Below are 24,676 nucleotides of genomic sequence, written 5' to 3'. Positions count from 1 at the left end.
AAGCCGGGAGAAGGGCGTGGTCACTGGGGTGAGATCAAGGACACGAGGTCAGGGACGACGGAGATGTCCGGGACGTCGAGGAAACCGGGACGCTGGTAGGCCGGGTCGGGGTAGTCGTAGTAGCCCTTGCCGGTCTGGATTCCCAGCAGTCCGTGGTCGAGGAAGTTCTGCTTGACGTAGTCGGCGTTGGCGCTCATCTGCGCATCGCCGCTCTCCCTTCCCCAGTGGGAGAGGACGTCGTACACGGTCTTCATGCCGACCATGTCCATCATGCCCAGCGGCCCGAATCTGGCGCCGGTGTACAGGAACGTGCGGTCCACGTCCTCGGGGGTGGCGACTCCGTTGGTCACGAGGGTCTGCGCGGCGTTGAGGAAGGGAACCAGCCACGTGTTGACGACGTACCCGTTCTGTTCCTTGCGCACGGGGATCGGCAGCATGCCGATCTCGATGGCGAACTCCGTCACCTCGGTGAGAGTCCCTGCCGACGTCCCCGGGTGGGCCATGAGCTCGGCGAAGTTCATCGCCCAGATCAGGTTGGAGAAGTGGAGAGCGCAGAACTTCTCCGGACGTCCGGTGTCCGAGGCGAAGTCCCTGGGGAGGAGTGTCGAGGAGTTCGTCGCGACGAGGGCGTCCGGAGGCAGGAGTCCGGCCATCTCCTTGTACACGGCTGTCTTGACCTCCGGGATCTCCGGCACCGCCTCGATCACCAGGTCCGCCTGTGAGACGGCGGTGGTCAGGTCGGTGCTGTACGTCAGGCGCTCACGGGTGGCGGCTATGTCCGCGTCATCGGCGCCGACGTCCGACAGGTAGATGGCGGCGTACTGGTCGTGCGCGGCCCGGCAGCGTTCGATGGCGTCCGGCGCGATGTCGTACACGGTGACGGTCTTGCCCTTGAACGCGCTGTGCCAGGCGATCTGTCCGCCCAGCACACCCGAGCCCAGAACGGTTACTTGGTCGAGTCGGGACATGGCTCTCTCTTCCACTTGTCGGTAGGAGTTCGGAAGAGGCGAGCGCCGGCACGGTTCACGCCGATCGAGTCGACCGCGCCGGCACACTCGCTCCGTAGGCGATGGCTAGGCCTGGACGCTTTCCCAGTGCCGTGTCAGTGCGGCGGCGACTTCCCGCGGCTGCTGGAGCGGCGTCCAGTGACCGCTGTCCAGCTTGACAAGGCTTGTCGCCCTGACGCTCTTCGCGACGGCGTCGGCGCGCTCCACCGGCTCGAACTGGTCGTCGGTGCCCCAGAACACGAGGGAGGGGCTGGTGATGTCGGCCAGAGCGGGCTCCCACTCCGACCACACATCGACCGCCGAGCGGTAGAGGCGAAGGATGCTGTCCTTCATCACGGCGTCCAGACGGCCCGCGTTCTCCTCGGCACGCCGGGCGGGCACGCCGTTGGCCTGCAGCAGCTCGCTCAACTGCGAGGCGCCGAACTCGGCCATCCACTGCTCTCCGACCTCGGGGGTCTGCCAGATCTTCGCGATGGAGTGCCACTCGTCCGTACCGGAGATCGAAGCGTCGCCGCCGGCCCAGGTCCTCACCAGGTCGGGACGCAGCGAGGCGACTCGGGAGGTGAGGACGCAGCCCCAGTCATGGCCAACGAGGTCGACCGGGCTGCCGATTTCCTCCAGGCGGGCGATGATCCAGTCGGCGTACTCGTCCTTGGTGGCGGTGAAGCCTTTCGGCACGGGGCTTGCGAAGCCAGGCAGGGCGAGTGCGATGACATCGGTCCGCGTCAGGTGGTCAAGGACGTCGTCCCATACGTGGTGGGTGTCTGGAACGCCATGAACGAATACGGCAGGCAATGGATCTCTCCAGTCGACTGATGATGCCCAGGAGGCTGTGGTTCGGACTTGGCGCCGGGGAAGGCAAGGCCAACGGGATCCGCTGCAGGGCAGGACTGTTCACGGGGCCGACCTGCAAGGTCACGAGAGCGCGGGCAACTCCGCGACTGGCGATCCGGGTGGTCGCCGACGCGGGCGGTGTTCGTCCGTCAGGTCTGAGTGAGGGACGGCGACAGCGAGACGCTGTTCTCGACGGAGGTGCTCAACGGCCGTCCGGTGTCGAGTGGTTGATCGCCCAGAGGTACGGTGCGCCGGTAGTACGGCTGGCACCGTGCGGGTCACTGCGGGTCACTGCGGGTCACTGCGGGGCACTGAATCCGGCATCCGTGGTGACGGCCCTGCCGGTGTCTGCCGGAAAGAACTGCTGCGTGATGGTGGGTTGTTCACCCCGGTCGAGCCTTAACGGATCACTTCGGCGGCTCGACGTGATCGTTGCGTGGTGCTGATCGGCGGCTCGGCCGCTTGCTGAAGCGCTCATGGCACACCTCGTTGTGTGACTGGCCCCGCCTTGGCGGTGGCCGGTGGAGCGGTGCTCGGCCATCTGACCCGAGCCGACGGCCCACGTGCTCATCCTCGCTTGCGGGCTTGAGGGCACACAGTAGGAGAGTCACTACCATCATGCAAGTGACTGGTTGTTGTGAGGGTGATCACCGCGGGTTCAGGAGGCGTGCTCGTTCCTCCGCTCGAGTACGGCTCGGAGTCGGTCGTCCGCGGACGGCCCCGGCAGGAACATGGCGTGCTCCTCGTCGATGGGACGGCCGGTCGCACGGTCGATGAACAGCGGATCGATGTCGGTGCCGGACTCCTTGTCCACCAGGCGGACGTTCGGCGCCGCCGGGGGGAAGTGGTTGCTGCCGAAGGCGTAGAGGGCGATGAGTACCGGTTGGAAAGCGTGTCCGGCCTCGGTGAGCACGTACTCGTCGCGCGGAGGGCGTTCGCTGTAGCGGCGGCGCTCGAGGAGGCCGGCCTCAACGAGTGCGCCGAGTCGGCGGGTCAGCGAGTTCGGCGAGATGCCCAGGCTCTTCTGGAACCCGTCGAACCGGGTGATGCCGTGTGTCGCGTCGCGCAGGATGAGGATGCTCCACCACTCACCGACCTGCTCCAGCGCCAGCGCGACCGGGCAGTTCATGCCCTGAAAGCTCTTCCGTTCCATGATGGAAGTCTACGGATGAGTCATCGCTGTGAGTCGGTCCGTACGTCGGCCTGTGTCCTGGCAGCTGGGTGACGGGGAGGCTTCCAGGCCGCCGCCGTTGATGATCAGGATGGCGGCGATGGACTTGTGGGCGGCGTTGGCCATGCCGCGCCGCGTGCTGGAGACGGCCGGGTCGACGCGGACTCCGGCGCGCCCCGTCGTCGCGCGCGTAGCTGTCTGGGCGATTCTCCGTACCACCGTCGGCAGGCTCGTGTGTAGCTGCTGGTCTCGGAGTAGCCGAGCATGGTCGCGATCTGGGAGATCTGCATGCCGGTGGCGGAGAGATCCCATGCCATGTCGCGCCGCACGTCGTCGAGGATCTCCTCGAAGGAGGTGTCCGACTCGGCGAGCCTGCGCTGGAGCACCCGCGGGTGCAGGGACATCGCCCTTGCGACCGCGACAAGGCCGGCGTGGTTGACGACCAGGAGCCGCCGGGTCATGTCTCGTACGTGATCGGCGACTGCCAGGTCGGGCCGTATGCCGATGAGGTAGTTCTCGGCCAGGGCCAGCGCCGCGGCGTCCCGACCGCGGATCGGCTGGTTCAACGAGTGAAGGGGCAGGTGCACCGAGTTGACCTCCCGCTCGAACTCGACGTGACACCCGAACATCTCGCGATAGTTCTGCATGGGTGCGATGCGGCGGTGCTGCACCGTGACCCGGAGCGGAACGAAGTTCTCCCCGAGCATCAACCGGAATGCGTCCATCGCGATGCCGAGGCCCTTCTCGATCATCTGGTCGTGATGAGCGAGTCGTCGCAGGTTGGTCGAGTACGTGAAAACCGCCGCCTGCGGTTCCCGGATCAGCGCGGTGGAGTCGGGGGGCGCGAGGTGGTGCAGGCACCGCGAGACTCCCTCGATCGCCGCCTCCACGGTTTCCGCGTTGCGGATGATGACCGCGACGGGACCCAGCATCCGGATGCCCTGCCTGCGGGCCAGCCGCATCCCGAAATCGGGGCAGTGAAGCTCCTCGGCCGCGTCTCCGATCACAGCGGCCACGGACGGGTAGGGGAGGAACGTGTCGTAGTCGCCGGCCGCCGCGGGGTCGATGCCGTGGGAGCGCATGAGCGCGTCGGGGTCACCGCCGAGATCGGCCACCAGCTCGGCGACGTCGAGGAGCGCGAGACCACGGATCAGACTGGTCACAGTCGTCAAGTGTCAACTAATAGTCGCGTCAGGACAAGTTTCAGTGCCTCTGTCGGTGCCAGCATCCAAATCGGCGTCACCTCGCCAGCGTGACGATCTCCGTCTTCGAGGAAGCAGACAGAGTTATGCGAAACAGCGTTCATGCAGCACAAACCCTCGTCGCCAGCGGTCGCTGCGACACCGGTGCGAGGAGCATTTCATGTCGATGAAAGCAGTCGTCATGATCAACAGTGGTCTTGAGGTGGCCGAGGCGCCGCTCCCGCAGCCCGGCCCCGGCGAGGCCCTCGTCAAGGTTCTCGCGGCGGGAATCTGCGGCAGTGACCTGCACTGTGTCACCCATGGCGCCCAGCTGCTGGACAGTGCAAAGGAGGCGGCCGGAGTCGAGCTCTTCAAGTTGGACGAGCCGGTCGTCCTCGGCCACGAGTTCTGCGCCGAGATCGTGGAGTACGGTCCCGGCTGCCGCGAGACGCTCGCCCCCGGCAGCCGCGTCGTCTCGGTGCCTTTCCTGCTCCGGCCGGAACCCGTGACCATCGGCTTCGGGGGGCCCAGTACCCCGGGTGCGTACGCCGAGTACATGCTCCTGTCCGAGGACCTTCTCGTTCCGGTGCCCGACCACGTGCCCGACGACATCGCCACCCTTGCCGAACCGCTCGCGGTCGCCCTGCATGCCGTCAACCGCGGCGGCCTGGGGCCCGACGACGTGCCACTCGTGATCGGCTGCGGCCCGATCGGGCTCGCGGTGATCGCGGTGCTGAAGATGCGGGGAATCGGCCCGATCGTGGCGTCGGACTTCTCTCCGTCGCGCAGGGCGATGGCCACTGCCCTCGGCGCCGACGTCGTGGTCGACCCGCGCGAGACGTCGCCCTACGAGTCGTGGCAGGAGGTCGCCGCCTCGTCCGATGCGACGCAGTGGGGCCGTCAGACCCCGATGTTCCCCGGGGCGGGGTTCCGTCCGTCCGTCATCTTCGAGTGCGTCGGTGTCCCCGGCATCATCCAGCAGATCCTGGCCGGAGCCGCGGCCTGCTCGAAGGTCGTCGTCGCGGGCCTGTGCATGGTGCAGGACTCCTTCTACCCGAGCTTTGCGATCATGAAGGAGATCGACCTGGCCTTCTGTATCTCCTACACGCCCGAGGAGTTCGCCCAGGCGCTGGGACACATCGCCTCCGGGGAGCTGCAGGTCGAGGCGTTCATCACCAGTCGCGTCACGCTCGACGACGTGCCCGAGGCCTTCGCGAGGCTGGCCGACCCCGAGAAGGACGCCAAGATCATCGTCGTTCCGTGAGCTGATCCGCATCCGAGCCGCCCTTCCGTCGCCCGCCGGCGTCAGGACCCACGCAGGGACAGTAGAGACCCGCGTCGGTGGGCCGCGGCAACCATGAGAAAGCAGGCACCCGCCATGACCACCACCGCCGAACAGACTGCCAACAAGGTCCCTGTCAACTCGCTCCCGCAGACCGAACTGCTCACGGTCAACGTGAACGACATCCCCGTCCTGAAGGACTCCCTGGGCCCCGGGATCGACTTCCAGCCGCTCTTCCTCGACCCCGAGATCGGGGTCTGGGCGATCATCGGCACCTTCGCTCCCGGTGTGGAACTGCCCATCCACCTCCACACCGGCCCGGTGCACGGTTACACCCTGAAGGGGGAGTGGATCTACAAGGAGTACCCGGACCAGCCCCAGACCGCGGGGTCGTACCTGTACGAGCCGGCCTCCTCGGTCCACACCTTCGCCGTGCCGGAGACGACCACCGAGCCCACGGTCGTGCTGTTCATCATCTACGGAGCCAACGTCAGCTTCACCGAGGAGGGCCAGTTCCACTCGGTCCTCGACGCTGTCACCGTCCAGAAGCTGACCGAGCAGTGCGCGCAGGCGCAGGGCTTCGGTGCCGTCAAGTACCTGACCGGTGGCACGGCGAAGTTCAGCGACGCGTAACCAAGGACCGGCGGTGCGGGCATTGGGGCCGAAGCGGCGAACCGATGCCCGCACCGCCCTTGTTCGGGGCGGCACGACGGGACCGTGCGGCGTCGAAGAAACGTTTCTACACACAAGAGCGACATGGAGGCCGCCGATGCCCCTCTCTGAATGGGAAGAGCGCACCGTCCGGGTCAACGGACAGCGCATCCACCTGCGGATCGCCGGTACGTCCGGCCCGATCGTCCTGATGGTCCATGGTTTCCCTGAGTCCTGGTACTCGTGGCGGCACCAGATGGACGCGCTGTCCGGCGCCGGCTATCGCGCCGTGGCGATGGACATGCGGGGATACGGCCGGTCGTCCAAGCCCGCTGACGTAGCGGCGTACCGGATCACCGAGTCGGTCGCGGACTGCGTCGGTGTCGTCGAGGCGCTGGGCGAGTCCAGCGCGGTGATCGTCGGCCACGACTACGGGGCTCCGGTGGCGTGGGCCTCGGCGTGGACGCGGCCCGACGTCTTCCGCGGGGTCGTGGCACTGGGTGTGCCGTTCGGTGGCCGGGCGCAGTCGGCGCTGCCGGGCAACGCCTTCGGTGAGCGGCGCCCGGGTGCGGTCGCCCGCGAGCTGGCGGGCCCGGACATGCTGTTCTACCAGGAGTACTTCTCGCTTCCTGGCGGCGTTGCGGAGCAGGTCATCGAAGCGGATGTGCGGTCGTGGGTCATCAGCGGCCTCTACAGCCTGTCTGCGGACCGTCCCCTGCCGCCCGAGCTCGCCGGCGTCGACCTCACGTCGCTCCCGCCGGAATTTCTCCGCGAGTTCGTGAGGGGGGCCATGTGCGTGCCGCGGACGGAGGGGTTCGGCGCGATGCTGGAAATGCCGGAGAAGCTGCCCCACTGGATCGGCCAGGACGAGGTGGACTTCCTCGTGGCCGAGCTGGAGCACACCGGACTGACCGGCCCACTGAACTACTACCGGACCCTCGATCTGAACTGGGAGGTCCTCGGCGAGTACCAGGACAGGCCGGTGACCGTGCCCGCGCTCTTCATCGGAGGAGACCGCGACGTGACGACGATCTGGAGCCAGGAGGCGATCGCCCGGATCGGGGAGAAGGTCCACGACCTGCGAGGATCGGTGATCCTGGCCGACTGCGGGCACTGGATCCAGCAGGAGCAGTCTGAGGCGGTCAACAGGGAGCTCCTCGGCTTCCTCGACAGTCTCTGATCCAGGAAGGGGCACCTGACCGGGCTGGGTGGCGGCGGTGAGGGCCGTCGTCGCCCAGCCCCTCGGACGCGCAACCGCCCTGGGCGGAAAACGGGGAAGGTGCTTGCACACACCTTTGTCTATACATTTTGGTTAATGGGAACCGACGCCCATGTCTGCCTTCGAGAGCTCGCCCGAGGGCTCCAGCCCCGATCGGACCAGCTGACCCAAGTGGCGCTACAGCGCTTGCGCAGCGAGCTTCCCGAGCTGTGGAAGTACGAGGACATCGCCGCTCTTGCGCCGGCGGGTCTGTCCGAGCATGTCGATACCGTTCTGGACTTTCTTGAGGGCGGCCGTGAACTGTCCGAGGTCACGACGCCACCCGCGGCCATCGGCTTCGCTTGCCGACTCGCTGAGCACGGGGTTCAGATCAGTGAGCTCTAGCGCGTCTACCGGCTCGTGCACGCGAGTCTGCTTCAGCTGCTCCATGAGGAGACGGGCCGTCTCACCAAGGACCCTGAGCTGATCAACGCGGTGACGATCGCACCCAGCGCGATGGGTTTCGAGTATGTCGATCGCACCTCGTAACAGGCGGTCACGGCGTATCAGAGGGCACGCGACCGATGGTTGCAGCGGCGGCTGACCCTCATCAATGAGGCCGGCACACGGATCGGGACAACCCTGGACACCGCCTGCACCGCTCAGGAACTGGCGGATCTCGGCACTACCCACTTCGCCGACCTCGTCACCGTCGATCTTCTCGCCGCCGCCCTCCACGGGGAAGAGACGCACCCAGCAGACGATCCGCCGGTACTCCGTCGGATCGCACGATCCGTCTCCGACGGAGGCTCGGTCTCCGTAGTCGGCCCAGGGCCGACGCACGCGTACGAGGACGGGGCGGAGCCAGCGCTCGTGCTGGCCACCGGGCAACCCCTCCGGCTCGGCATCAAAGCCTCCGACGCGCCGACATGGCTGAAGGTGGATGCGGACCTTGCGGGCACCTCGGGCGCGGACGGCATCCACTCCGTGCTCCTGGTCCCGTTGTGGGCCCGTGGAAAACTGCTCGGGCTGGCACAGTTCTGCCGCCGTCGCACGACGGATCCGTTCGACGACGACGATCTGCTCCTCGCCCAGGAGATCTCCTCCAGAGCGGCGGTGAACATCGACAACGCCCATCGCTACACACACGAGCGGGCCACCGCTCTCACGCTCCAACGCAGCCTGCTGCCGCAGCACGCGCCGGGGGAGCCCGCCGTCGAGACGGCCTCCCGTTACCTGCCTAGCGGGTCCCGAGCGGGCGTGGGCGGCGACTGGTACGACGTGATCCCCCTTTCGGGAGCCCGCGTCGCGCTGGTCGTGGGCGATGTGGTGGGCCGCGGCCTCCAGGCTTCGGCCACGATGGGCCGTCTGCGGACCGTCCGCACGTCGGCGGACATCGACTGACCCCCGACGAACTGCTGACCCACCTCGATGACGTGGTCATCCGGCTGCAGCGCACGGAGCAGAGGGGCATGGACGAGATGAGCGCCACGTGTCTGTACGCGGTCTACGACCCGGTCTCCGTGTGTGTTCCCTGGCCAGTGCCGCACACGTTCTGCCGGCCATGGTGACGCCCGGCGACGCGGGATCCGGCCGAGCGGTCGATTTTCCGGATCTGCCGATCGGTCCGCCGCTCGACCTCGGCGGGCTCCCCTTCGAAACCGCTCAGGTCGAACTGCCACAGGGCAGTCTTCTGGTGCTCTACATCGACGGCCTCATCGAAAGCCGCGCCCGGGACGTGGACGCCTCCCTCGTGGTGCTGTCCGATGTTCTCGCCCGGGCACTCGCCTCGCTCGAGGAGACCTGCGACGGACTGCTCGACGCGCTGTTGCCCAGCCGCCCCGCCGATGACGTCGCTCTTCTCGTGGCACGAACCCGAGCGCTGGACGCCGACCACGTCGCCACACTGGATCTTCCCTCCGATCCGGCCGTGGTGTGCGAGGCGCGCGCCTTCGCATCCGAGCGGCTGGCCGCCTGGGGGCTGGAGGACATGGCCTTCACCACGGAGCTCGTGGTCAGCGAGCTGGTGACGAACGCCATCCGTTATGGCAGGAGCCCCATCCAACTGCGGATGATTCTTCAGCCCACCGTGACCTGCGAGGTGTCCGACGCGAGCGGCACCGCCCCGCACCTGCGCCGCGCTCGGACCTTCGACGAGGGCGGCCGTGGACTGTTCCTGGTCGCCCAGCTCAGCGAGCACTGGGGTACGCGGTACCACCGCGAGGGCAAGGTCATTTGGGCGGAACAGCTGATTCGCCCGCCGGTGCCGCCTGACTTCACAGCGTCGGCGGCAGGCAGGGCATGCGGTGAAGGTCAGGAAACCGCCGCGTGGGCAGTCCGCAGCGAGACTTTGTCGATCTTTCCGACCGCGTTCTTGGCGATGGCGTCCACCACGAAGAACGCGGTCGGACGCTTGTAACCGGTGAGGCTGCGCGCGCAGAGCGCGTTGAGCGCCGCTGTATCGACGGTGACCCCGGGTCGTGGCTGGACGTAGGCGACGACCACCTCTCCCCACTTCTGGTCCGGTACGCCGATCACGGCGGCTTCCAGCACCGACGGGTCGCCCACGAGTACGTCCTCGATCTCCTTGGGGTAGATGTTCTCCCCGCCACGGATGATCATGTCTTTCGAGCGCCCGACCAGCGTCAGATAGCCCTCGGCGTCGAGGTGGCCCACATCGCCCGTGTGCAACCAGCCGTCGACGATGACCCTGGCTGTTTCCTCCGGACGGCCGAGATAGCCACGCATGACGTTGGGGCCCTGCACGAGGACCTCACCGTCGGTGCCCGTCGGTACCTCGGTACCGTCGGCGTCGACGATCCGGATCTCCTGGCCGGGGAAGGGGAGCCCCACGGTGCCGGCGCGTCGAGGGCCGGCCACGGGGTTGATGGTGGAGCCGCAGGTTGCTTCGGACAGGCCGTACCCCTCGACCAGAGGGAACCCGTACCGGGCTTCGAAACGGGTCAGCAGCTCGGCCGAGGCGGGGGCGGCGCCGCAGACCCCGAACCTCAGCGAGGAAGTGTCGGGCCGAACGTCGTCCGGGAGCGCGGCGAGCATGCCGTAGATCGTCGGCACGGCGCTGAAGAAGGTCGGGCGCTCCTGCTCGACGAGGTCGAAGAAGCTGCGCGGATCGAACCGGCGGCCCGCGATGACGACGCTCGCGCCCACGAACAGAGGGGTCAGGATGCTGACCACGATGCCGTTGACGTGGAAGAGCGGCAGGATCAGCAGGCATCGGTCCGCCGGTCCGAGCTCCAACGACAGGCGCCCCATCTCCACCATGGCGTCGATGTTGGCGTGGTCGAGCATCACGCCCTTGGGTACCCCGGTGGTGCCGCTGGTGTAGATGAGCAGGGCCAGCGCGGACGAGTCCGCATGCGGCGCGTGATCCGCCCCCACGGCTTCTTCGTACAGCGCGCCGACGGCGAGCACGGCAGTACCGTCCGTGACCGGCGCCGCGCGGTCCTCGACCACCAGCAGACGCGCGCCCGAGTCCTTCAACTGTCGGTCCACCTCGACGTCGGTCATGCTCGGGTTGACCGGCGTGATGGTGGCGCCGATCCGCCAGGCGGCGAACAGCAGCAGGACGAACTCGAGGCGGTTCGTCAGCTTGAGTGCCACGACGTCGCCGGGACCGATCCCGAGGTCCTGGAGCTGACGCGCTGCCGCACGGACGCGATCCAGCAACTGAGTGTTGGTAAGCGACTGGCGCCCGTCCGAGACCGCTGGCCCATCGGGGTCGAGAGCGGCGCGACGGTCGGGCAGAGAAGCGAAATTCATGGCGAGCGTACCTGTCTCGGTGTGATGAGGTCCGGTCAAGGAGTCGACGCGGCGGGTGCCGCGTGCAGCTGGCGGGTGAGGAACTCGACCTGGTCACGGACCAGTTCCTCGAAGGTCTCGCCGGTGTAGAAGTCGAAGTGGCCGGCGTCGTACCTCTTGATCTCCCCCCTGGGCGCGGTGCGCGCGTACTTGAGGGTCTCGGCGGGAGGCGTGACGGAGTCGGTGTTGCTGACGCAGAAGAGGATCGGCATGGTGACCCTCTTGGCCGCGCGCCCGGGCCGGTAGGCGGCGATGGTCGGAATGACCCGTGCCGCCACCTCGTTGCGGAACTGCGTCCCCGGAGGCTGCAGCGCCTGGTATCCGGGCAGCGCGTCCGCGGCGTTCATGAGGGCCGGCGAACCGGGGGCCGCGGCGATGGGGACCATCGCGGGGGCCTTGCCGAGCACCCTGGTCGCCAGGTCGCGAGCGAGCACGGGCGCGATCCTGAGTGAGGCGACCGGGCCCAGCGCGAGCGCAGAGGCGAGGCCGTCGGTGAACGGGCACTGGGCCACGGCCGCGCGCAGTTCGGGATGGCGTGCGGCGACGGTGATGGCGTGGCCACCGCCGAAGGAGCTGCCCCACACCGCGATACGGGTGCGGTCGACGTCCTGGCGGGTGTTGACGTAGGTGATGGCGGCGTCCCAGTCGGCGAGTTGACGCTTGATCGACAGTAGCTGGCGCGGGTGGCCGCCGCTGTCGCCGAAGTGCCGGTAGGTGAAGGCCACGGCGGCGATGCCGGCCTGTGCGAATCGCTCGGCGAAGGCGTCCAGGCGCATCTCACGGGTGGCACCCAGGCCGTGCCCGAGGATGACAACGGGCGGGGAGGTGACGCCCTTGGGGAGGTAGAGCCATCCGGCACATGTGCTGTCGCCGGAGGGGAAGGTGATGTCGTGCCGGGTGAAGGAGTGTGCGGTGCTCATCGTCGGCTCACCGTCCTTTCGTTGAGCGGGGTGTGTGGACGCTGCCCGAGGCGAGCGCCTGCGCGTAGGTGTCCGGTTCGTACAGCGGGAGCTCGCCGTTGACGTCCGTCGTCTTCATGTAGCTGAGCATCCCGTCCTGGCCGTTCGGCGTCTTGACCTGGACGAAGAACTCGGCGCGCTCGACGTGCAGGCCCTCCTCCAGCGACATCGAGCCGCCGAAGTACACCGACCTTTTGGCGGCCGCGACCGACGCCTTCGACCGCTTCCCGAAGTGTTCGGCGAGTTCGACCGCCTGCGCGACGACCTTGTCCTGAGGAACGATCTTGTCGACCGCCCCGTTGGCGAGAGCCTCCTCAGGAGTGAACGGCTTGCCCTCGAGGATCGCGGCCAGGGACCGGTGGGTGCCGATCAGGCGGGTCAGCCGCTGGGTGCCGCCTCCGCCCGGAATGATGCCGAGGAGGATTTCCGGCTGGCCGATGAAGAAGTCCCCGTCGGCCATGACCCGCAGATCGCATGCCCAGGCGAACTCGGCGCCGAGGCCGAGAGTCGATCCGTTGAGGGCTGCGACGAAGAGGACACCGCTGCTGTTCATCCGGAGGAAAGCCCTGTGGATGTGCTCCAGCTGGAGGGCTCCCCGCATGGGGGTCCTGCTCATGAGGGCACTCAGGACACGGGACCGGTCCACGTACTTCGCCACGCGGACCGCGGCGGCGGCACCGCGCCGGCCGAGCCTGGGACCTGCGTCGCCCTCTTCCTGAAGCCACCGGACCGCGGCATGGCTGACGAACCGCCCGGGATGTGCTCCCGTGAACACGACCGCGCGGACGTTCGGATCATGGTCGACCCGGGTCACCAGCTTGTGCAGCTTGTTGGCGATATCAAGGCCGAACAGCTGGTGCGGGCCGCCATCGACCCGGACGATCAGGACGGCTCCGCGGTCCTCGATCTCCAGATGACCCTTGTCTTGGTATGGCATGGATTCTGCTCCCGGGCTGAGTTCATGGGGAGTGGAAAGCGCGTGGGGGAGGGGGTGCCAGCGCCAGGAATTTGGGACAGTGCGTGAAGGCGCGTAGAGGGATGGGCGCCCATGTGCGAAACGGCACATCACTCGTGATGTGTACTATTGCCGCGATGAGTCAGATAACCAAGTTATTTCAGGCGTGTCAACGGTAGAGGCGGGAGAAACATGGCAGGGCGGGCGAGACTCGACGACGCACCGCAGCGGCTGGTACAGGCCGCCATCGGTCTGCTGGCCGAACAGGGTCCGTCGGCCGTCAAGGCGCGCACGGTGGCGTCCGCGAGCGGACTCTCGACGATGGTGGTGTACAGCCACTTCGGTGGGATCCCCGAACTGATGCGGGCCGTCGCCGACCATGGGTTCAAGGAGCTCAGCGCGGCGTTCGCCCGAGTGCCGGTGACCGAGGATCCGATCGCGGATCTCTTCGCCCTGGCCTTGACCTGCCGCCGAGTGGCGCGCGAGAACCCGCATCTCTACGACCTGATGTTCGGGCTGTCCACTCGTGCGACCTACCGGCCGCTGTCGGATGCGGACCTTCGTTTCAGCGGCCATTCCCCGGCCTTCCGAGAAGCCCACACCCTCGTCACCGCGGCGTGCGAACGGCTCGTGGACTCCGGCCGGGTCGAGCGGCAGGAACCCGAGGTCATAGCTGCTCAGTTGTGGAGTCTGGTCCACGGCTATATCACCCTCGAGCTGGCCGAGCATTTCGTCGAGTTCGAGGACGCCGTGGTCGAGGTCATGCTGCCGATGGGTGTGAACTTCTCTGTCGGGCTGGGGGATGAGCGGGAGCGTGCCGAGGCCTCGCACGAGGTCGGCGCGCGCCTTTACGAGTCGATCGCTCACGAGCGGTGAAAGTCGGGTGGGCGGAAGACCGCCCCGTGCGCGGCTAGGACGACTTGGTCTCTGCGGCGGGTGCGTCGGTGCCTGGCGTGAGTTGGTCATGCCTCCCCAATGCCGTGACCTCCCGTTCGAGGGACGGAACCGCCCGGGCCGCGAAGCGCCTCGCCCAGGGCCAGGCTAGTGGTGAATTCAGTGCGGCCTTCGCCCAGTTGGCCACGACGACTGCGCGCGGGACGTACACGCGGCTGCGGCGGCGTGCGAGCCCGTTGACGATCGCGGTGGCCGCTCGGTCGGCGCTCGTGGTGACGTTGCCCGGGTAGGGCAGCCGTTGGCGCAGGCTCTGGAATGAGGGGAGGTCCGCCTCGGCGCCCCTCACGAGGTCCGTGTTGATCCAGGAGGGGTGCACCAGGCCGACCGTGACCCCGAGGTGTGCCACCTCCTGGCGGTAGGTCAGCGCGAGCAGCTCGGCCGCGGCTTTGCTCGCGCCGTACGAGGCCATCGCCGCCAGCGGCATGAAGGACAGTGCGGACGCCACGACCAGCACGTGGCCCCGGCTGCGCTCCAGATGGGGCGTCGCGTACTTGAGGGTGCGGAACACGCCGTTCAGGTTGATGTCCAGGACCCGCTCGAACGACGCCTCATCCGTCTGTCGCACCGTCCCGTACGCCACGACACCGGCGTTGGCGACGACGAGATCGATGCCGCCCATGACCTCCGCGGCCTGATCGATGGCCAACCGGAGCGCGGCGCCGTCGCGTACATCGGCCTCACGCCAGAAGGCGGTGGGGCCCAGATCGCGGGCGAGGTCACGCAGGCGATCCGGCTCCAGTCCGATCAGGGTCACCTCAGCGCCTCGGGCGGCGGCCAGACGGGCTACCTTCTCGCCGATGCCCCGTGCGGCTCCGGTGACGACCAGCCTTCTGCCTAGCAAGTCACGTTTCATGGCGGCAACATAACTTCGTTATTTAGGGAGCGCAAGATGTCGTACGCCTGAACTGCCGCCGATCCACCTGCTGGGTTTCGTGTACGCGCGATCCATCGCAGAGTCGTTGATCGATGCGGCCCTAGTCGACGTTGGCCCGGCATCTCCGTGATGAGGCCCGCGATCTTCCTTGTGGAATCGTCACCATCCGTGACGGACGGCGAGGTGGGCCGACCGCCTAGCTGAGTGTTTGGTCCGTTGCTTGGTGTTTGGCTCCGCGTCAGGTTCCACGCCAGTTCCGCGAAGACGAACTATGCGTCGGGCGCCGCCGCGGTGTTTCCACGTGCGGCCAGGTCTCCTTCACCCAGCCGCATATGGCCTCCTCGTCGCGTTCGGCGGCCCGCCTGGCCGGCACCTGGCAGGAGAAGCCATGCCTGATCAGCAGCGTGCGCACCCCTTGGAGGGTGTAGCTCTTGTGGAAACGCCGGCCGATCACGGTCTTCACCCGTGACAGTGTCCAGCGCTGGTCCGGCCAGCCGTGCGCCACCGGCCCCTTCGCCAACTCCGCCTCCAGCGTCGTATCACTGCGACCCACTCGCTGTGCTCGCTTGTGGCGTCTGCTGTGGCACGGCTCTGGCTACTACTGACATTTCTGCCGTTGTCCCTTTGGTTCGCATACCGCAGCGTGGAGCGTATGAACGACTCCATGCAGGCCATCAGCCGGGACGAGCTCGGCCGTCCCGAGATCCTCAAGTTCGTTACCGTCCGCCTCAACCGCACCAATCTCGAGGGAACACCCGGCGCGCGGATGTACTACAGGCAGCGCGCTTCGCTGAGGCTGCTCATCTCCGGTGGAACGTGCAGCTCGGCGGCCCCTGAACGAGGTGGGCCTGACCGCCCAGTACGGCGGCGGGGCCTGACACACCGATTACCCGGTCCTGGCACGCGCTTGATCATGTGCCGGCGGGTTACTTCCCCACCCAGGACGGGCGGCTCACCCTCCGCTCCTCATCCGCCGCACCGACCGGTGCGGCCTCCCCACACCAGAAAGAACGCGAACATGCCCTCCCTCAACGGAACAGTCGTCCTCGTCACCGGAGCGAACGGCGGTATCGGAACTCACTTTGTCCACGAGGCCCTCGCCCGCGGCGCGGCCAAGGTCTACGCCACCGCCCGCACCCCCCGTACCTGGGACGATGAGCGCATCGTCCCCCTCACCCTCGATGTCACCGACCCCGCGTCGATCGACGCGGCCGTCGCCGATGCACCGGATGTCACCGCGCTCATCAACAACGCGGGCGCGAACCCGCCGAGTGCGAGTCTCCTGGACGTGACCGAGGCGGACATTCGGGCGAACATGGAGACGAACTTCTTCGGTCCCGTCTTCCTCGCGCGTGCCTTCGCGCCGATCCTTGCCGCCCAGCCGGAGTCGATCCTCGTCGACGTGCACTCCGTTGGCAGTTGGTACGCCTACGGTGGTATCTACAGCGCGTCCAAGGCCGCACTGTGGTCGGCCACCAACTCGCTGCGCCTCGAGCTCGCATCCAGAGGTGTCCACGTGACGGGTGTGCACATGAGCTACGTCGACACCCGCATGGCGGCGCACGCCGACGGCCCCAAGATGCTGCCGGCGGAGCTCGTGGCGACGGTCTTCAACGCCGTCGAGGCCGGCGAATACGAGGTCCTGGCCGACGAGTTGACCACACAGGTCAAGGCAGCTCTCAGCGGCCCGGTCGAGGCGCTGTACCCGGAGCTGCGCACAGTGAACGGCCAAGTCTGAACGCTCTACCGGCTGTCGTGTGTCGGAGCCCTTCGGGGCCTCCGTCTCGGGTCCGTTGAGCGGGATCTCCGCGAGGTCCTCCCACATCATCATCGTGGCCACGCTTTCGGCGGTGACCTCGCCCGGGGCGCCGCTGCCCTCGCCGATACAGGCAGCACCGAGGGCCTGCCAGGAGCCCAAGCCCGGCCAGCGGCGTGGCCGCTTCCGTGGTCCAGGTTCAGCGGCTTGTGCGCGAAGGTTCGGGTCGGCGCGAGGGAGTACTTCCGCCCCTGGCAGGTGCGCCGCCTGGTCCTGGCGGGCACCCCCCCGGGGCGGACGGAACATCCACCTGTACACCGCGGCCGCCATCCGTGACACCGCCTTCGGTGACGCCCCGACCGCCGAGGGTCTGCTCACCCTGTTCTTCGAGAAGAGCGCCTCCAGCCAGGCCAAGGGCGTCGACTTCCTCAAGCGCCTGGGCATGCGCACCGCCGAGCGGGACACCCCGTCCACGCTCGCCGTCCGCGACGCCCAGTTGATCGCGATCTCCGCCTGGGGTGTCCGCGACGACACCCGCCTGCAGCGTCTGGCGTCCATCCAGCAGTCCGTCCTGGTCGCCAACGGCGACAACGACGAGATGGTCCCCACCGAGAACACCTATCTACTGGCGGAGCACCTGCCCAACGCGAAGCTGAGCATCTACCCCGACGCCGGGCACGGATTCCTCTTCCAGTACCCCGTCGAGTTCGACACCGAGGTGAACGCCTTCCTCGGCAGCTGACGGCGCGAAGGTCTACGCGGCGGCCCGCCGTCCCGAGACGGTGGACCTGTCGGGCGTCATCCCGCTGCGGCTGAACGCTGTGGTCAGACTTCCGGGCTGCTTGCCGTCGGCTGGTCGCTGTTCCCGGGTGCCAGAGACGCGAGGATTTCCCTGCGGCAGACATCGAGGATTTCGTCAGCCAGCGGAGAACCGTCCGGGCACGCCCGCGACAACATGACCGCGCCGACCGAGTGGGCGAGCATGTTGATCACTGTGGCACGGACCGCGCGCTGATCCGCATCCCCCGGCGTATCAGTCGGGGCCTGGGCCTGAAGGGCCGTCAGCAGGCTCTCGATCCCTGCCGCGAACTCCTTTTTGATGTCCGTCGGCTGACGTGCGGCGTCGCCGCCGAGGGCCGCGATGGTGCAGCCGTCACCGCGCCCCTCGCGGTGCTCCCGCGAGACGTAGTGCTCGACGAACTCGGCGGCGTCCAGACTCTCTGTCCGTGCCGCGGTCTGTGCGAGCCCGCTCGCGGACGCTTCGGCCATCAGGTCGGCCTTGGAGCTGAAGTGCTTGTAGAACCCGCCATGGGTGAACCCGGCGGCTGCCATCAGTTCCGCCACGCCGACGCCGTCGTAGCCACGCTCACGGAACAGTCGGGAGGCTGTCGCGACTATGCGGGCGCGGTTCTGCTCGGCCTGTGCCTTGGTGACCCGCATGTCAGTCGTCCCTTCCTCCGTCGACGCTCTGCGCTCGCTGTCGAGCGTACATAGATGTCGATCGACATCAAAGGGATTGACTTTTTAGATTATGACCGTAATCGTATTGCTCACGCCCTCCAGAAAGGCTCAGGCCATGACTGACACGCACGTAACCGCACCGACCCAGTTCATCGAGGTCGATGGCGACCGGTTCGCCTACCGCCGCTGGGGCAAGCCCTCCGGTGTCCCGATCTTCCTGATCCAGCACTTCCGCGGCGGAATGGACAATTGGGACCCGCTGCTCACCGACGGCCTGGCCGAGGGCCGCGAGGTCATCCTGTACAACGGGCGCGGCATCGCCTCGTCATCCGGCACGCCGCGCAACCGGATGGAGGACATGGCCGACGACATCGCCGCGGTCATCCAGGCGCTGGGGCTGGAGCAGGTCGACTTGCTCGGCTTCTCCATCGGCGGTTACCAGGCGCAGGAGGTCACGCTGCGCCAACCCCAGTTGGTGCGCAAGCTCCTCCTGCTCGGCACCGGCCTGCGAGGCGGTGACCCGACGAGTGACCCCGAGGTGCCTGCCTACGCGCTGAATCCGGTCCCCACTCTGGACGATTTCCTCTTCCTGTTCTTCGGTCGCTCGGAGGTCGCGAAGGAAGCGGGCAAGGCGTTCTGGGAGCGACGTCACCAGCGGGCCGACCAGGACACACCGAGCTCGCCCGCAGTCGCACAGGCGCAGTTCGAAGCAGCCATCGCCTACGCGGAACCGCTGCCGGGCGAGAACCCCTATGCCTTCCTGAACGCGATCATCCAGCCGACGCTGGTCCTCAACGGCGAGAACGACGTGATGATCGCCTCGATCAACTCATGGCACCTCGCCCAGAACATCCCCAACGCCCAGCTGCTGATCTACCCCGACGCTGGGCACGGAGCACAGTTCCAGTACCCCGAGCGGTTCCTGAAGCACGCCCTTCAGTTCCTCGACGAGTAACACACCGTCGCCCTGATCCCGGCCTTACCTGACGGCGCCACCGACCCGGCGCCGGACCAGGCGGCCAGGACCTACGCGGCCCCGCCCGGGACCAGTACATCGTGGAGATCGGCCACCAGTACGTCGCGCACCACACCACGCTGCCCAGTTCCGCGGTGTCCGAAGGCTCGGGGACGGATTCCGTGCGGGTTCCGCCCGCTCGCCGTCGCCTATCCGGGACCGTCATGACGTACTGTGCGCCATCGCCCATCCCGACGCCTCACCGGAGGCGTTCGTCTTCCACGCCACCGCAGGGAGCGGGAAGACAGCCCTCGCCGGCGTTCTCTTCGACGAGGCCGTGACGCAGGGCCTGATGGGGCTGTGGCTGAACGCGGCCACCGAAGTCGCCTTCCGTGCTGGCACGCTGGAAAGAGGAAGCGCAGATGTACTTTCCGCCTGGTCTGCGGCCTGCCAGCCGTCGCATCGCGGGCGGGCATGGCATCACCTTCCACCGTGACGACGGAAGGCGATGCCAGCCGACACAGTCTGAGCAGCTGATCATTTACCTCTTGCGATGAGCCGATCTGCGACCCGCTGGTCGGCCTCGCGCACTGCCACAGGTGCTGTCGGGCCGGGCAGAGTGAGCTGGGCCGCGCCCAGGGCGGAGAGTTCCGGCTCGGCCAGGACGCGGTACGGCGCCCTCACAGCGGCGGCCTTGAGCTGCATCCAGCCCGGCGCCCGTGTCCAGCCTCCGGCGCCGTAGATGACCTGTGCGTCCGGCGCCAGCCCGCGCAGGGCTACAGCACCGGCCTCGGCGAGCTGCCGCACAGCTGCGGCCGCGCGCAGTTCGTCGGACAGCTTCCGGGCGGCTGGCGTCCACCGCGGGGCCTCGCCACCGGCGGCACCCGGGACGAACACCTGCGGGCCGGGTGGAGGCGCGGCGAGGGTGCCGGCCATGACGGCGTCGACCTGAGCGCCCAGACCCGTACTACGCAGCCAGGACATATTGCGGTCCAGCTCGACCACGGTCAACGCGGTTCGGCCGGGGCCGAGGATCGCGGGCGACAGGTCGACCTCTTGCGGCGGCGGCCCGGCTGCGACGTCCCGGACGATGACCTCTGCGGTGCCCATGGAGTCGAGCGGTGCAGCCGGATCCTGTCGGTGCACGACCGACGCGGCGACCGGGTGGTCGTGACCTCCCGCGACGACGACGGCGTCGGAACTGAGCAGCCCGGCCAGGCGTCTGCTGCGCAGTTCGCCGACCACTGTGCCGGCCGCGACGACCGGGGGCAGGAACTCGAGCGGCAAGAACGGCGTGACGCGGGCCTGGTCCCATCCTCCTGGCTCGAGCAGCCATGCCCCGGTGCGCGCGGCCAGGCTGCTGGACATCACTGCCCTGCCGGTCCAGCGCAGGGCCGGGTAGTCGCTGCACGCAACCCAGCCCGTCGCCGCGTGGACCTGGTCGGGAGTCAGGAGAGCCCACGCGGCGACGGTGCGGGCGGCGTCCAGTTCGACGCCGTATCGGACGCGGTCATCCGGGCCGCGAAGGGCGGCCAGTTGGTCCAGGACGGTCCGCCGGGACGGGTCGAACCACGGCAGCGCCTGGCCGAGTGGCCGGCCGTCGGCGTGCAGCACGCCGTCCTCGCCGACCCCCGCGACGCAGATCCCGCGCAGCCGGGAACGTCCGACTTCGTGCGCCGCCTGGAGGATCAGTTCCTCGAGCGTGTCGACCAGCGTGTCGGCGTCGGTGCACAGCCCGGAGCGTGGCGTGGGAGACGACGCGCGGGCGAGCACGGTGCCGGTGCTGTCGGTGAGCAACACCTTGACGTTGGTGCTGCCCAGGTCGGCGCCGGCCCAGATGTCCGTCATGGGTTAGACGGTCTGCAGCGTGCGATTGTCGGCGCGGGACAGGGCGGCCAACTGCTCGACGACCGCGTGCGCCTCCGGCAGCTCCCGCTGCCAGACATTGCGGCCGACAATGATGCCGCGTGCGCCCGCTACGACGGTCTGCCGGACCGCGTCGACCGTCTCGGCCGCGTCGCCCGTGCGGGGGCCACCGGCGATGACGACGGGCAGCCCGAGGTCCTCGACCAGGCGCCGGGTCCCCTCCTCGCCGGGGAACGCGATCTTGATGATGTGCGCGCCGAGGTCGAATGCGATCCGCGCTGCCTGCTCCTCAGCCGCTATCACCTCGGCGGTGCGCGGCTCGCCCAGCATGACCGGCTCGAGCATCAGGGGGATCTGCCAGCGCTCGCAGTCCGAGATCACCTTGCCCACGCGCGTGACCAGCGCGGCCTGTTCGGCCTTGGTGGTGTTCCACGGCATGAGCATCTTGACGCAGTCCACGCCGAGCCGGACCGCGTCCTCGACGCTGTGCTGCAGGGCGCCGACGCCGTGGCCGGCGTCGGTGTAGTGGTAGAAGGCGTCGATCGCCATGACCCGGGACAGGTGCGGCCGCTGGGCGAAGTACTGCTCAGTGCGAACGACGAGGCCTGGACTCATCATGAAGCCGGTGATGTCGTCGCCGCCGAACTCCTCGATGACCGCGGCCGGGTTTTCCAGACTGGTCAGCCGGTCGAAGATGAGTCCGTGGTCGACGGGCATGATGATGGCTACCCGATCCTGCGGCAGCGTTCGGGTCATGCGATAGGCCATGGTCATGGGGGTTGCCTCTCGGTTCAGCTGTTGCATGAGGGGGCGATGTGCACCTTCAGTGCCTCGGGTGAGGCGGCGACCGCGAGTGCGTCGGCGTAGGACGCGAGCGGAAGTGTGTGGGTGACCAGCGGCCGGATGGCTGCGGACAGGCCGGAGATCTGCTCGACGGCGGCCGGGTAGCAGTCGGCGAGACTGTTGGATCCCAGTACCGTGAGCTCCTTTTCGAAGATCTCGAACGGATGGAGCGCTACGGCCGTCTCCGGTGCGGTCACGCCCATCTGCACGAGGGTGCCGCGGATGGCGATCCGGGCGAGGGCGTCGGCGACGGCGGCCGGGTGGCCGCTGGCCTCCATGACGAGCTCGGCGCCGCGGCCCAGGTCGAGCATCGACGCGGATGCGGCGGCCCGGTCGGCGCCGAGGCGCAGGGCTGCATCGCGACGGACCTGGTGCGGCTCGACGATCTGAACCCGTCCTGCTCCGCGCTGCTGTGCGACCGCGCAGATAAGCAGGCCGATCGAACCGGCCCCGTAGACGAGGACGTCCTTGTCCTTCAGCGAAGGTGCGCGGTCAAGGGCGTGGAGGACGCAGGCCAGCGGCTCGATCAGTGCGCCGACCGTGGCATCGATGCCGATGGGCAGCCGGTAGGTGACCCGGGCCGGAACGACCACCTGCTCGGCGCAGGCGCCGGCGCGCGTCACGCCGACCGGCTCGAGGCGCAGGCAGAGGTTGTAGGCCCTGACGTGACACCAGCGGCAGCGATCGCAGGGGACGTTGGGGTCGACGCCTACCAGGTCTCCGGGTGCGAGGGCGCGCACACCCGCGCCAACTGCGACGACGGTGCCGGCGAACTCGTGGCCCGGCACGACCGGGTAGCGGCCAGTGGCGTAGCTGCCGTCGACCAGGTGCAGATCGGTGCCGCAGATGCCGACCGCGGCGGGCGCGACAACGACATCGTCGCGGCCGGGCACCGGGGCAGGCACCTCGGTCAGCTCGACACCGCCCAATCCGTCAAGGACGATCGCGCGCATCACTTCACCGCTCCGAACAGCAGGCCGCGCACGAGGCTGCGCTGGCAGATCCACCCCAGGATGACAACGGGGATGCTCACCACGGTGGCGACGGCGGCCACTTGGGCGGTGTAGAGCTCGCCGAAGGACAGGAACTTCTGCATGAAGAGGGGCAGTGTGGAGGTGGTGGTGGTGAGGTTGACCGCGTAGAAGTATTCGTTCCACGAGAACACGCAGCACAGCAGTGCCGTCGACCAGAGGCCGGGCCGAACCAGCGGGAGCACGATGCTGCGCATGATGCGCATCCGGCTCGCTCCGTCCATCGCCGCGGCCTCGAGCACCTCCCCCGGCACCTCTTGGAGGAACGAACGGATCATCCACACGGCGAGCGGAAGGTTCATGCCCAGGTGCAGGATCAACAGCACGACCACGGTGTTCAGTAGGTGCATCTCCTGGGCGACCACGTAGAGAGGGATGATGCCTGCCGCGACCGGCATCATCTTGGTGCTGATGAAGAAGAACAGGATGTCCTGCGCCTTGGCGACCGGCCGCACCGAGAGCGCGTACGCGGCGGGAACGGCCAGCAGCAGCACCAGGATCGTCGAGACCAGGGCGACGACGATCGAGTTGCCCGCATACGCCCAGAAGCCCGCTTGGAACGTGCTCTGGTAGTGCTCAAGCGTCGGGCGGAATATCAACTTGGGTGATGGCGACGCTGCATCGGTCTCGCTCTGGAAGCTCTTGAGCAGCATGTACGCGATCGGTGAGAACAGCACCAGCGATCCGAGCCAGCCGAGCACGGCTACGGGCCATCCGGCCGTGTCGTTGCCACGCCGACTCCGGCGCGGAGCACGCGTCGGCGCGGGAGCGGCGGCGGCTTTGCGGACGGGAGGTGGGGCCGTGGCGGTCATCGCCGTCCCTCCTGCTGGAAGATGCCGGAAAGCAGGCGCAACGCCGGCAGCGCGAGTGCGATGGTGAGTACCAGCGCGACCAGCCCGTACGCCGAGGCGGTCCCGAAATCGAACGCGTTGAACGCACGCAGGTACACGTAGTACGTGATGTTGGTTGTCCCGTATGCGGGGCCACCGGCCGTGAGCAGGGCGATCTCGCCGAAGGTCTGGATGATGTTCATGCTCAGCAGCAGTGCGGTCAGCTCAAGGAACGGCCGCAGGTGCGGCAGGACCACGTTGCGGAACTGCTGCCACCAGCCGGCACCGTCGACCCGTGCGGCTTCGAGCTGATCGTCGGGCAGCGCCTGCAGCCCGGCGAGCAGTACGAGCATGGCGAACGGTGTCCACCGCCATGACGTGATCATGGTCACGGAGAGCATCGACTGTTCGCTCAGCCAGTTCACACGCGGTAGCCCGACCAGGTCGGTGAGCCAGCCGAGCAGCCCGAACGAGGGGTCGAACATGGCGCTGCGCCAGAACAACGCAACCGCCACGGGCATGACGAAGAAGGGGGTGATCGCGAGCGTGCGGGCAACGCCGCGGCCCGGGAACTTCTTCTGCAGCAGCATCGCCAGGCCGAGCCCGACGACCATGCTGGCGATCGTCGCTCCGCCGGTGAGCACGCCCGTGTTCCAGATGGCTTTCCAGAACGTGTCGTCGGTGAAGGTGGCCCGGTAGTTGTCGAGCCCGGTGAAGCCCTTCTGGCCGGGGTTGAGCAGGTTCCAACGCTGCAGCGAGTACCAGATGGTGAGGACGAACGGTATCTGTGTCAGCACCAGTGTGATGACGAGCGCCGGCAGCAGCGGGGCGCGCCGGCTCCACGACCTGCGCTGGACCGGCGGCCTCACCGGGGCGGCCGGTTGGCTGATGGCGGTCATGGCTCATTTCCTCCCGGGTAGTGGGGCGGGGGGGCGGGGGGGGGGGGGGCCCCCCCACCCCCCCGGGGGGGGGGGGGTATGCCGGCGGGATTTAAAAACACACCCCGGGATATATGGTATTTATTATTGGCCGGAAAACAAAAAAGTTTG

The 24,676-nt window shown here is 67.9% G+C and carries 24 protein-coding genes and 2 pseudogenes; 10 read left to right on the top strand and 16 right to left on the bottom strand.

The features are described from left to right. Positions 1-20 precede the first annotated feature (20 nt). From ACH4YP_RS44845 to ACH4YP_RS44830, 4 genes are all read right to left on the bottom strand, one after another. Complete coding sequence (locus ACH4YP_RS44845) at positions 21-968, bottom strand: 3-hydroxyacyl-CoA dehydrogenase (RefSeq protein WP_398497148.1); 948 nt, start codon at positions 966-968, stop codon at positions 21-23. A 105-nt stretch (positions 969-1,073) separates the two neighbouring features. Continuing rightward, positions 1,074-1,802 carry an alpha/beta fold hydrolase gene (locus ACH4YP_RS44840; RefSeq protein ID WP_398497146.1) on the bottom strand — a complete coding sequence of 243 codons (729 nt, stop codon included), beginning with the start codon at positions 1,800-1,802 and terminating at the stop codon, positions 1,074-1,076. A gap of 697 nt (positions 1,803-2,499) precedes the next feature. Further along, entirely contained in the window at positions 2,500-2,994 is a 495-nt protein-coding gene (locus ACH4YP_RS44835) for a winged helix-turn-helix transcriptional regulator (protein ID WP_398497144.1), read from the bottom strand. 104 nt (positions 2,995-3,098) lie between these two features. After that, on the bottom strand, positions 3,099-4,175 hold the full coding sequence (locus tag ACH4YP_RS44830; protein ID WP_398497142.1) for an AraC family transcriptional regulator: 1,077 nt from the start codon (positions 4,173-4,175) through the stop codon (positions 3,099-3,101). 199 nt (positions 4,176-4,374) lie between these two features. On the opposite strand from ACH4YP_RS44830, the gene ACH4YP_RS44825 reads away from it, so the two are divergent. The 3 genes from ACH4YP_RS44825 (at position 4,375) to ACH4YP_RS44815 (ending at position 7,306) form a co-directional block, all read left to right on the top strand. Then, a complete protein-coding gene (locus tag ACH4YP_RS44825; RefSeq protein WP_398497140.1) occupies positions 4,375-5,457 on the top strand; it encodes a zinc-binding dehydrogenase in 1,083 nt (360 codons plus the stop codon). 114 nt (positions 5,458-5,571) lie between these two features. Continuing rightward, a complete protein-coding gene (locus ACH4YP_RS44820) occupies positions 5,572-6,108 on the top strand; it encodes a 2,4'-dihydroxyacetophenone dioxygenase family protein (protein WP_398497139.1) in 537 nt (178 codons plus the stop codon). A gap of 136 nt (positions 6,109-6,244) precedes the next feature. Further along, positions 6,245-7,306, top strand: coding sequence for an alpha/beta fold hydrolase (locus tag ACH4YP_RS44815; RefSeq protein ID WP_398497137.1), 1,062 nt, complete (start codon positions 6,245-6,247; stop codon positions 7,304-7,306). 216 nt (positions 7,307-7,522) lie between these two features. Here the strand turns inward: ACH4YP_RS44815 and ACH4YP_RS44810 are convergent, their stop codons facing one another. Then, the gene (locus ACH4YP_RS44810) at positions 7,523-8,077 is read right to left on the bottom strand and encodes a hypothetical protein (protein ID WP_398497135.1); all 555 of its coding nucleotides are present in this window, start codon (positions 8,075-8,077) and stop codon (positions 7,523-7,525) included. Positions 8,078-8,197: 120 nt separating this feature from the next. On the opposite strand from ACH4YP_RS44810, the gene ACH4YP_RS44805 reads away from it, so the two are divergent. Together ACH4YP_RS44805 and ACH4YP_RS44800 are read left to right on the top strand one after the other, a co-directional pair. Then, the gene (locus ACH4YP_RS44805; RefSeq protein WP_398497133.1) at positions 8,198-8,728 is read left to right on the top strand and encodes a PP2C family protein-serine/threonine phosphatase; all 531 of its coding nucleotides are present in this window, start codon (positions 8,198-8,200) and stop codon (positions 8,726-8,728) included. Positions 8,729-8,888: 160 nt separating this feature from the next. Then, on the top strand, positions 8,889-9,743 hold the full coding sequence (locus ACH4YP_RS44800; RefSeq protein WP_398497131.1) for a SpoIIE family protein phosphatase: 855 nt from the start codon (positions 8,889-8,891) through the stop codon (positions 9,741-9,743). Here ACH4YP_RS44800 and ACH4YP_RS44795 read toward each other — a convergent pair. The 3 genes from ACH4YP_RS44795 to ACH4YP_RS44785 are packed head-to-tail and all read right to left on the bottom strand — an operon-like array spanning position 9,638 to position 13,039. Then, the gene (locus ACH4YP_RS44795) at positions 9,638-11,104 is read right to left on the bottom strand and encodes a class I adenylate-forming enzyme family protein (RefSeq protein WP_398497129.1); all 1,467 of its coding nucleotides are present in this window, start codon (positions 11,102-11,104) and stop codon (positions 9,638-9,640) included. The genes ACH4YP_RS44800 and ACH4YP_RS44795 overlap by 106 nt on opposite strands. 35 nt (positions 11,105-11,139) lie before the next feature. Next, complete coding sequence (locus ACH4YP_RS44790; RefSeq protein ID WP_398497127.1) at positions 11,140-12,063, bottom strand: alpha/beta hydrolase; 924 nt, start codon at positions 12,061-12,063, stop codon at positions 11,140-11,142. Between the two features lie 7 nt (positions 12,064-12,070). Further along, positions 12,071-13,039 (bottom strand): enoyl-CoA hydratase/isomerase family protein, encoded by a 969-nt coding sequence (locus ACH4YP_RS44785; RefSeq protein WP_398497125.1) that lies wholly within the window; start codon positions 13,037-13,039, stop codon positions 12,071-12,073. Positions 13,040-13,249: 210 nt separating this feature from the next. Here ACH4YP_RS44785 and ACH4YP_RS44780 point away from each other — a divergent pair, with 210 nt between their 5' ends. After that, positions 13,250-13,933 carry a TetR/AcrR family transcriptional regulator gene (locus ACH4YP_RS44780; RefSeq protein ID WP_398497123.1) on the top strand — a complete coding sequence of 228 codons (684 nt, stop codon included), beginning with the start codon at positions 13,250-13,252 and terminating at the stop codon, positions 13,931-13,933. 34 nt (positions 13,934-13,967) lie between these two features. Here ACH4YP_RS44780 and ACH4YP_RS44775 read toward each other — a convergent pair whose 3' ends face one another. Both ACH4YP_RS44775 and ACH4YP_RS44770 read right to left on the bottom strand, forming a co-directional pair. After that, the gene (locus ACH4YP_RS44775) at positions 13,968-14,864 is read right to left on the bottom strand and encodes an SDR family oxidoreductase (RefSeq protein WP_361053350.1); all 897 of its coding nucleotides are present in this window, start codon (positions 14,862-14,864) and stop codon (positions 13,968-13,970) included. A gap of 259 nt (positions 14,865-15,123) precedes the next feature. Beyond that, positions 15,124-15,417 (bottom strand): annotated as a pseudogene (locus ACH4YP_RS44770) (winged helix-turn-helix domain-containing protein); the annotation flags it as partial. Positions 15,418-15,903: 486 nt separating this feature from the next. On the opposite strand from ACH4YP_RS44770, the gene ACH4YP_RS44765 reads away from it, so the two are divergent. The 3 genes and pseudogenes from ACH4YP_RS44765 to ACH4YP_RS44755 all read left to right on the top strand — a co-directional run. After that, complete coding sequence (locus ACH4YP_RS44765) at positions 15,904-16,623, top strand: SDR family oxidoreductase (protein WP_361053347.1); 720 nt, start codon at positions 15,904-15,906, stop codon at positions 16,621-16,623. 19 nt (positions 16,624-16,642) lie between these two features. Next, positions 16,643-17,383, top strand: coding sequence for an alpha/beta fold hydrolase (locus tag ACH4YP_RS44760; protein WP_398497120.1), 741 nt, complete (start codon positions 16,643-16,645; stop codon positions 17,381-17,383). 1 nt (position 17,384) lies between these two features. Then, a pseudogene (locus ACH4YP_RS44755) lies at positions 17,385-17,459 on the top strand (short-chain dehydrogenase); the annotation flags it as partial. Between the two features lie 7 nt (positions 17,460-17,466). Here ACH4YP_RS44755 and ACH4YP_RS44750 read toward each other — a convergent pair. Beyond that, positions 17,467-18,081, bottom strand: a complete 615-nt coding sequence (locus tag ACH4YP_RS44750) for a TetR/AcrR family transcriptional regulator (RefSeq protein ID WP_398497119.1) — start codon at positions 18,079-18,081, stop codon at positions 17,467-17,469. 136 nt (positions 18,082-18,217) lie between these two features. On the opposite strand from ACH4YP_RS44750, the gene ACH4YP_RS44745 reads away from it, so the two are divergent. Next, positions 18,218-19,057, top strand: coding sequence for an alpha/beta fold hydrolase (locus ACH4YP_RS44745; protein WP_398497117.1), 840 nt, complete (start codon positions 18,218-18,220; stop codon positions 19,055-19,057). Between the two features lie 537 nt (positions 19,058-19,594). Here ACH4YP_RS44745 and ACH4YP_RS44740 read toward each other — a convergent pair. The 5 genes from ACH4YP_RS44740 to ACH4YP_RS44720 all read right to left on the bottom strand — a co-directional run bounded on the left by ACH4YP_RS44740 (position 19,595) and on the right by ACH4YP_RS44720 (position 24,526). Continuing rightward, positions 19,595-20,905: an FGGY family carbohydrate kinase gene (locus ACH4YP_RS44740; RefSeq protein ID WP_398497116.1), complete on the bottom strand. Its 1,311-nt coding sequence runs from the start codon at positions 20,903-20,905 to the stop codon at positions 19,595-19,597. Between the two features lie 3 nt (positions 20,906-20,908). Further along, positions 20,909-21,697 carry a class I fructose-bisphosphate aldolase gene (locus ACH4YP_RS44735; RefSeq protein WP_398497114.1) on the bottom strand — a complete coding sequence of 263 codons (789 nt, stop codon included), beginning with the start codon at positions 21,695-21,697 and terminating at the stop codon, positions 20,909-20,911. A 17-nt stretch (positions 21,698-21,714) separates the two neighbouring features. Continuing rightward, positions 21,715-22,719 carry an alcohol dehydrogenase catalytic domain-containing protein gene (locus tag ACH4YP_RS44730; protein WP_398497112.1) on the bottom strand — a complete coding sequence of 335 codons (1,005 nt, stop codon included), beginning with the start codon at positions 22,717-22,719 and terminating at the stop codon, positions 21,715-21,717. After that, entirely contained in the window at positions 22,719-23,498 is a 780-nt protein-coding gene (locus ACH4YP_RS44725) for a carbohydrate ABC transporter permease (protein ID WP_361053328.1), read from the bottom strand. The genes ACH4YP_RS44730 and ACH4YP_RS44725 overlap by 1 nt, the downstream gene beginning before the upstream one ends. A 107-nt stretch (positions 23,499-23,605) precedes the next feature. Further along, complete coding sequence (locus ACH4YP_RS44720; RefSeq protein ID WP_398497110.1) at positions 23,606-24,526, bottom strand: carbohydrate ABC transporter permease; 921 nt, start codon at positions 24,524-24,526, stop codon at positions 23,606-23,608. Between the last annotated feature and the right edge of the window lie 150 nt (positions 24,527-24,676).

Source organism: Streptomyces sp. NPDC020747 (genome assembly GCF_044334695.1).
In the GTDB taxonomy this organism is placed as follows: domain Bacteria; phylum Actinomycetota; class Actinomycetes; order Streptomycetales; family Streptomycetaceae; genus Streptomyces.
This window is presented reverse-complemented; position numbering and strand designations above follow the sequence as displayed.

Excerpts from the sequence above, each read along its gene's own strand:
- ACH4YP_RS44800 (WP_398497131.1), top strand. The coding sequence starts at position 8,889 with ATGGTGACGCCCGGCGACGCGGGATCCGGCCGAGCGGTCGATTTTCCG.
- ACH4YP_RS44720 (WP_398497110.1), bottom strand. The coding sequence starts at position 24,526 with ATGACCGCCATCAGCCAACCGGCCGCCCCGGTGAGGCCGCCGGTCCAG.
- ACH4YP_RS44820 (WP_398497139.1), top strand. The coding sequence starts at position 5,572 with ATGACCACCACCGCCGAACAGACTGCCAACAAGGTCCCTGTCAACTCG.
- ACH4YP_RS44745 (WP_398497117.1), top strand. The coding sequence starts at position 18,218 with ATGACTGACACGCACGTAACCGCACCGACCCAGTTCATCGAGGTCGAT.
- ACH4YP_RS44825 (WP_398497140.1), top strand. The coding sequence starts at position 4,375 with ATGTCGATGAAAGCAGTCGTCATGATCAACAGTGGTCTTGAGGTGGCC.
- ACH4YP_RS44795 (WP_398497129.1), bottom strand. The coding sequence starts at position 11,104 with ATGAATTTCGCTTCTCTGCCCGACCGTCGCGCCGCTCTCGACCCCGAT.
- ACH4YP_RS44740 (WP_398497116.1), bottom strand. The coding sequence starts at position 20,905 with ATGACGGACATCTGGGCCGGCGCCGACCTGGGCAGCACCAACGTCAAG.
- ACH4YP_RS44750 (WP_398497119.1), bottom strand. The coding sequence starts at position 18,081 with ATGCGGGTCACCAAGGCACAGGCCGAGCAGAACCGCGCCCGCATAGTC.
- ACH4YP_RS44815 (WP_398497137.1), top strand. The coding sequence starts at position 6,245 with ATGCCCCTCTCTGAATGGGAAGAGCGCACCGTCCGGGTCAACGGACAG.
- ACH4YP_RS44785 (WP_398497125.1), bottom strand. The coding sequence starts at position 13,039 with ATGCCATACCAAGACAAGGGTCATCTGGAGATCGAGGACCGCGGAGCC.
- ACH4YP_RS44790 (WP_398497127.1), bottom strand. The coding sequence starts at position 12,063 with ATGAGCACCGCACACTCCTTCACCCGGCACGACATCACCTTCCCCTCC.
- ACH4YP_RS44835 (WP_398497144.1), bottom strand. The coding sequence starts at position 2,994 with ATGGAACGGAAGAGCTTTCAGGGCATGAACTGCCCGGTCGCGCTGGCG.
- ACH4YP_RS44845 (WP_398497148.1), bottom strand. The coding sequence starts at position 968 with ATGTCCCGACTCGACCAAGTAACCGTTCTGGGCTCGGGTGTGCTGGGC.
- ACH4YP_RS44730 (WP_398497112.1), bottom strand. The coding sequence starts at position 22,719 with ATGCGCGCGATCGTCCTTGACGGATTGGGCGGTGTCGAGCTGACCGAG.
- ACH4YP_RS44765 (WP_361053347.1), top strand. The coding sequence starts at position 15,904 with ATGCCCTCCCTCAACGGAACAGTCGTCCTCGTCACCGGAGCGAACGGC.
- ACH4YP_RS44735 (WP_398497114.1), bottom strand. The coding sequence starts at position 21,697 with ATGACCATGGCCTATCGCATGACCCGAACGCTGCCGCAGGATCGGGTA.
- ACH4YP_RS44780 (WP_398497123.1), top strand. The coding sequence starts at position 13,250 with ATGGCAGGGCGGGCGAGACTCGACGACGCACCGCAGCGGCTGGTACAG.
- ACH4YP_RS44775 (WP_361053350.1), bottom strand. The coding sequence starts at position 14,864 with ATGAAACGTGACTTGCTAGGCAGAAGGCTGGTCGTCACCGGAGCCGCA.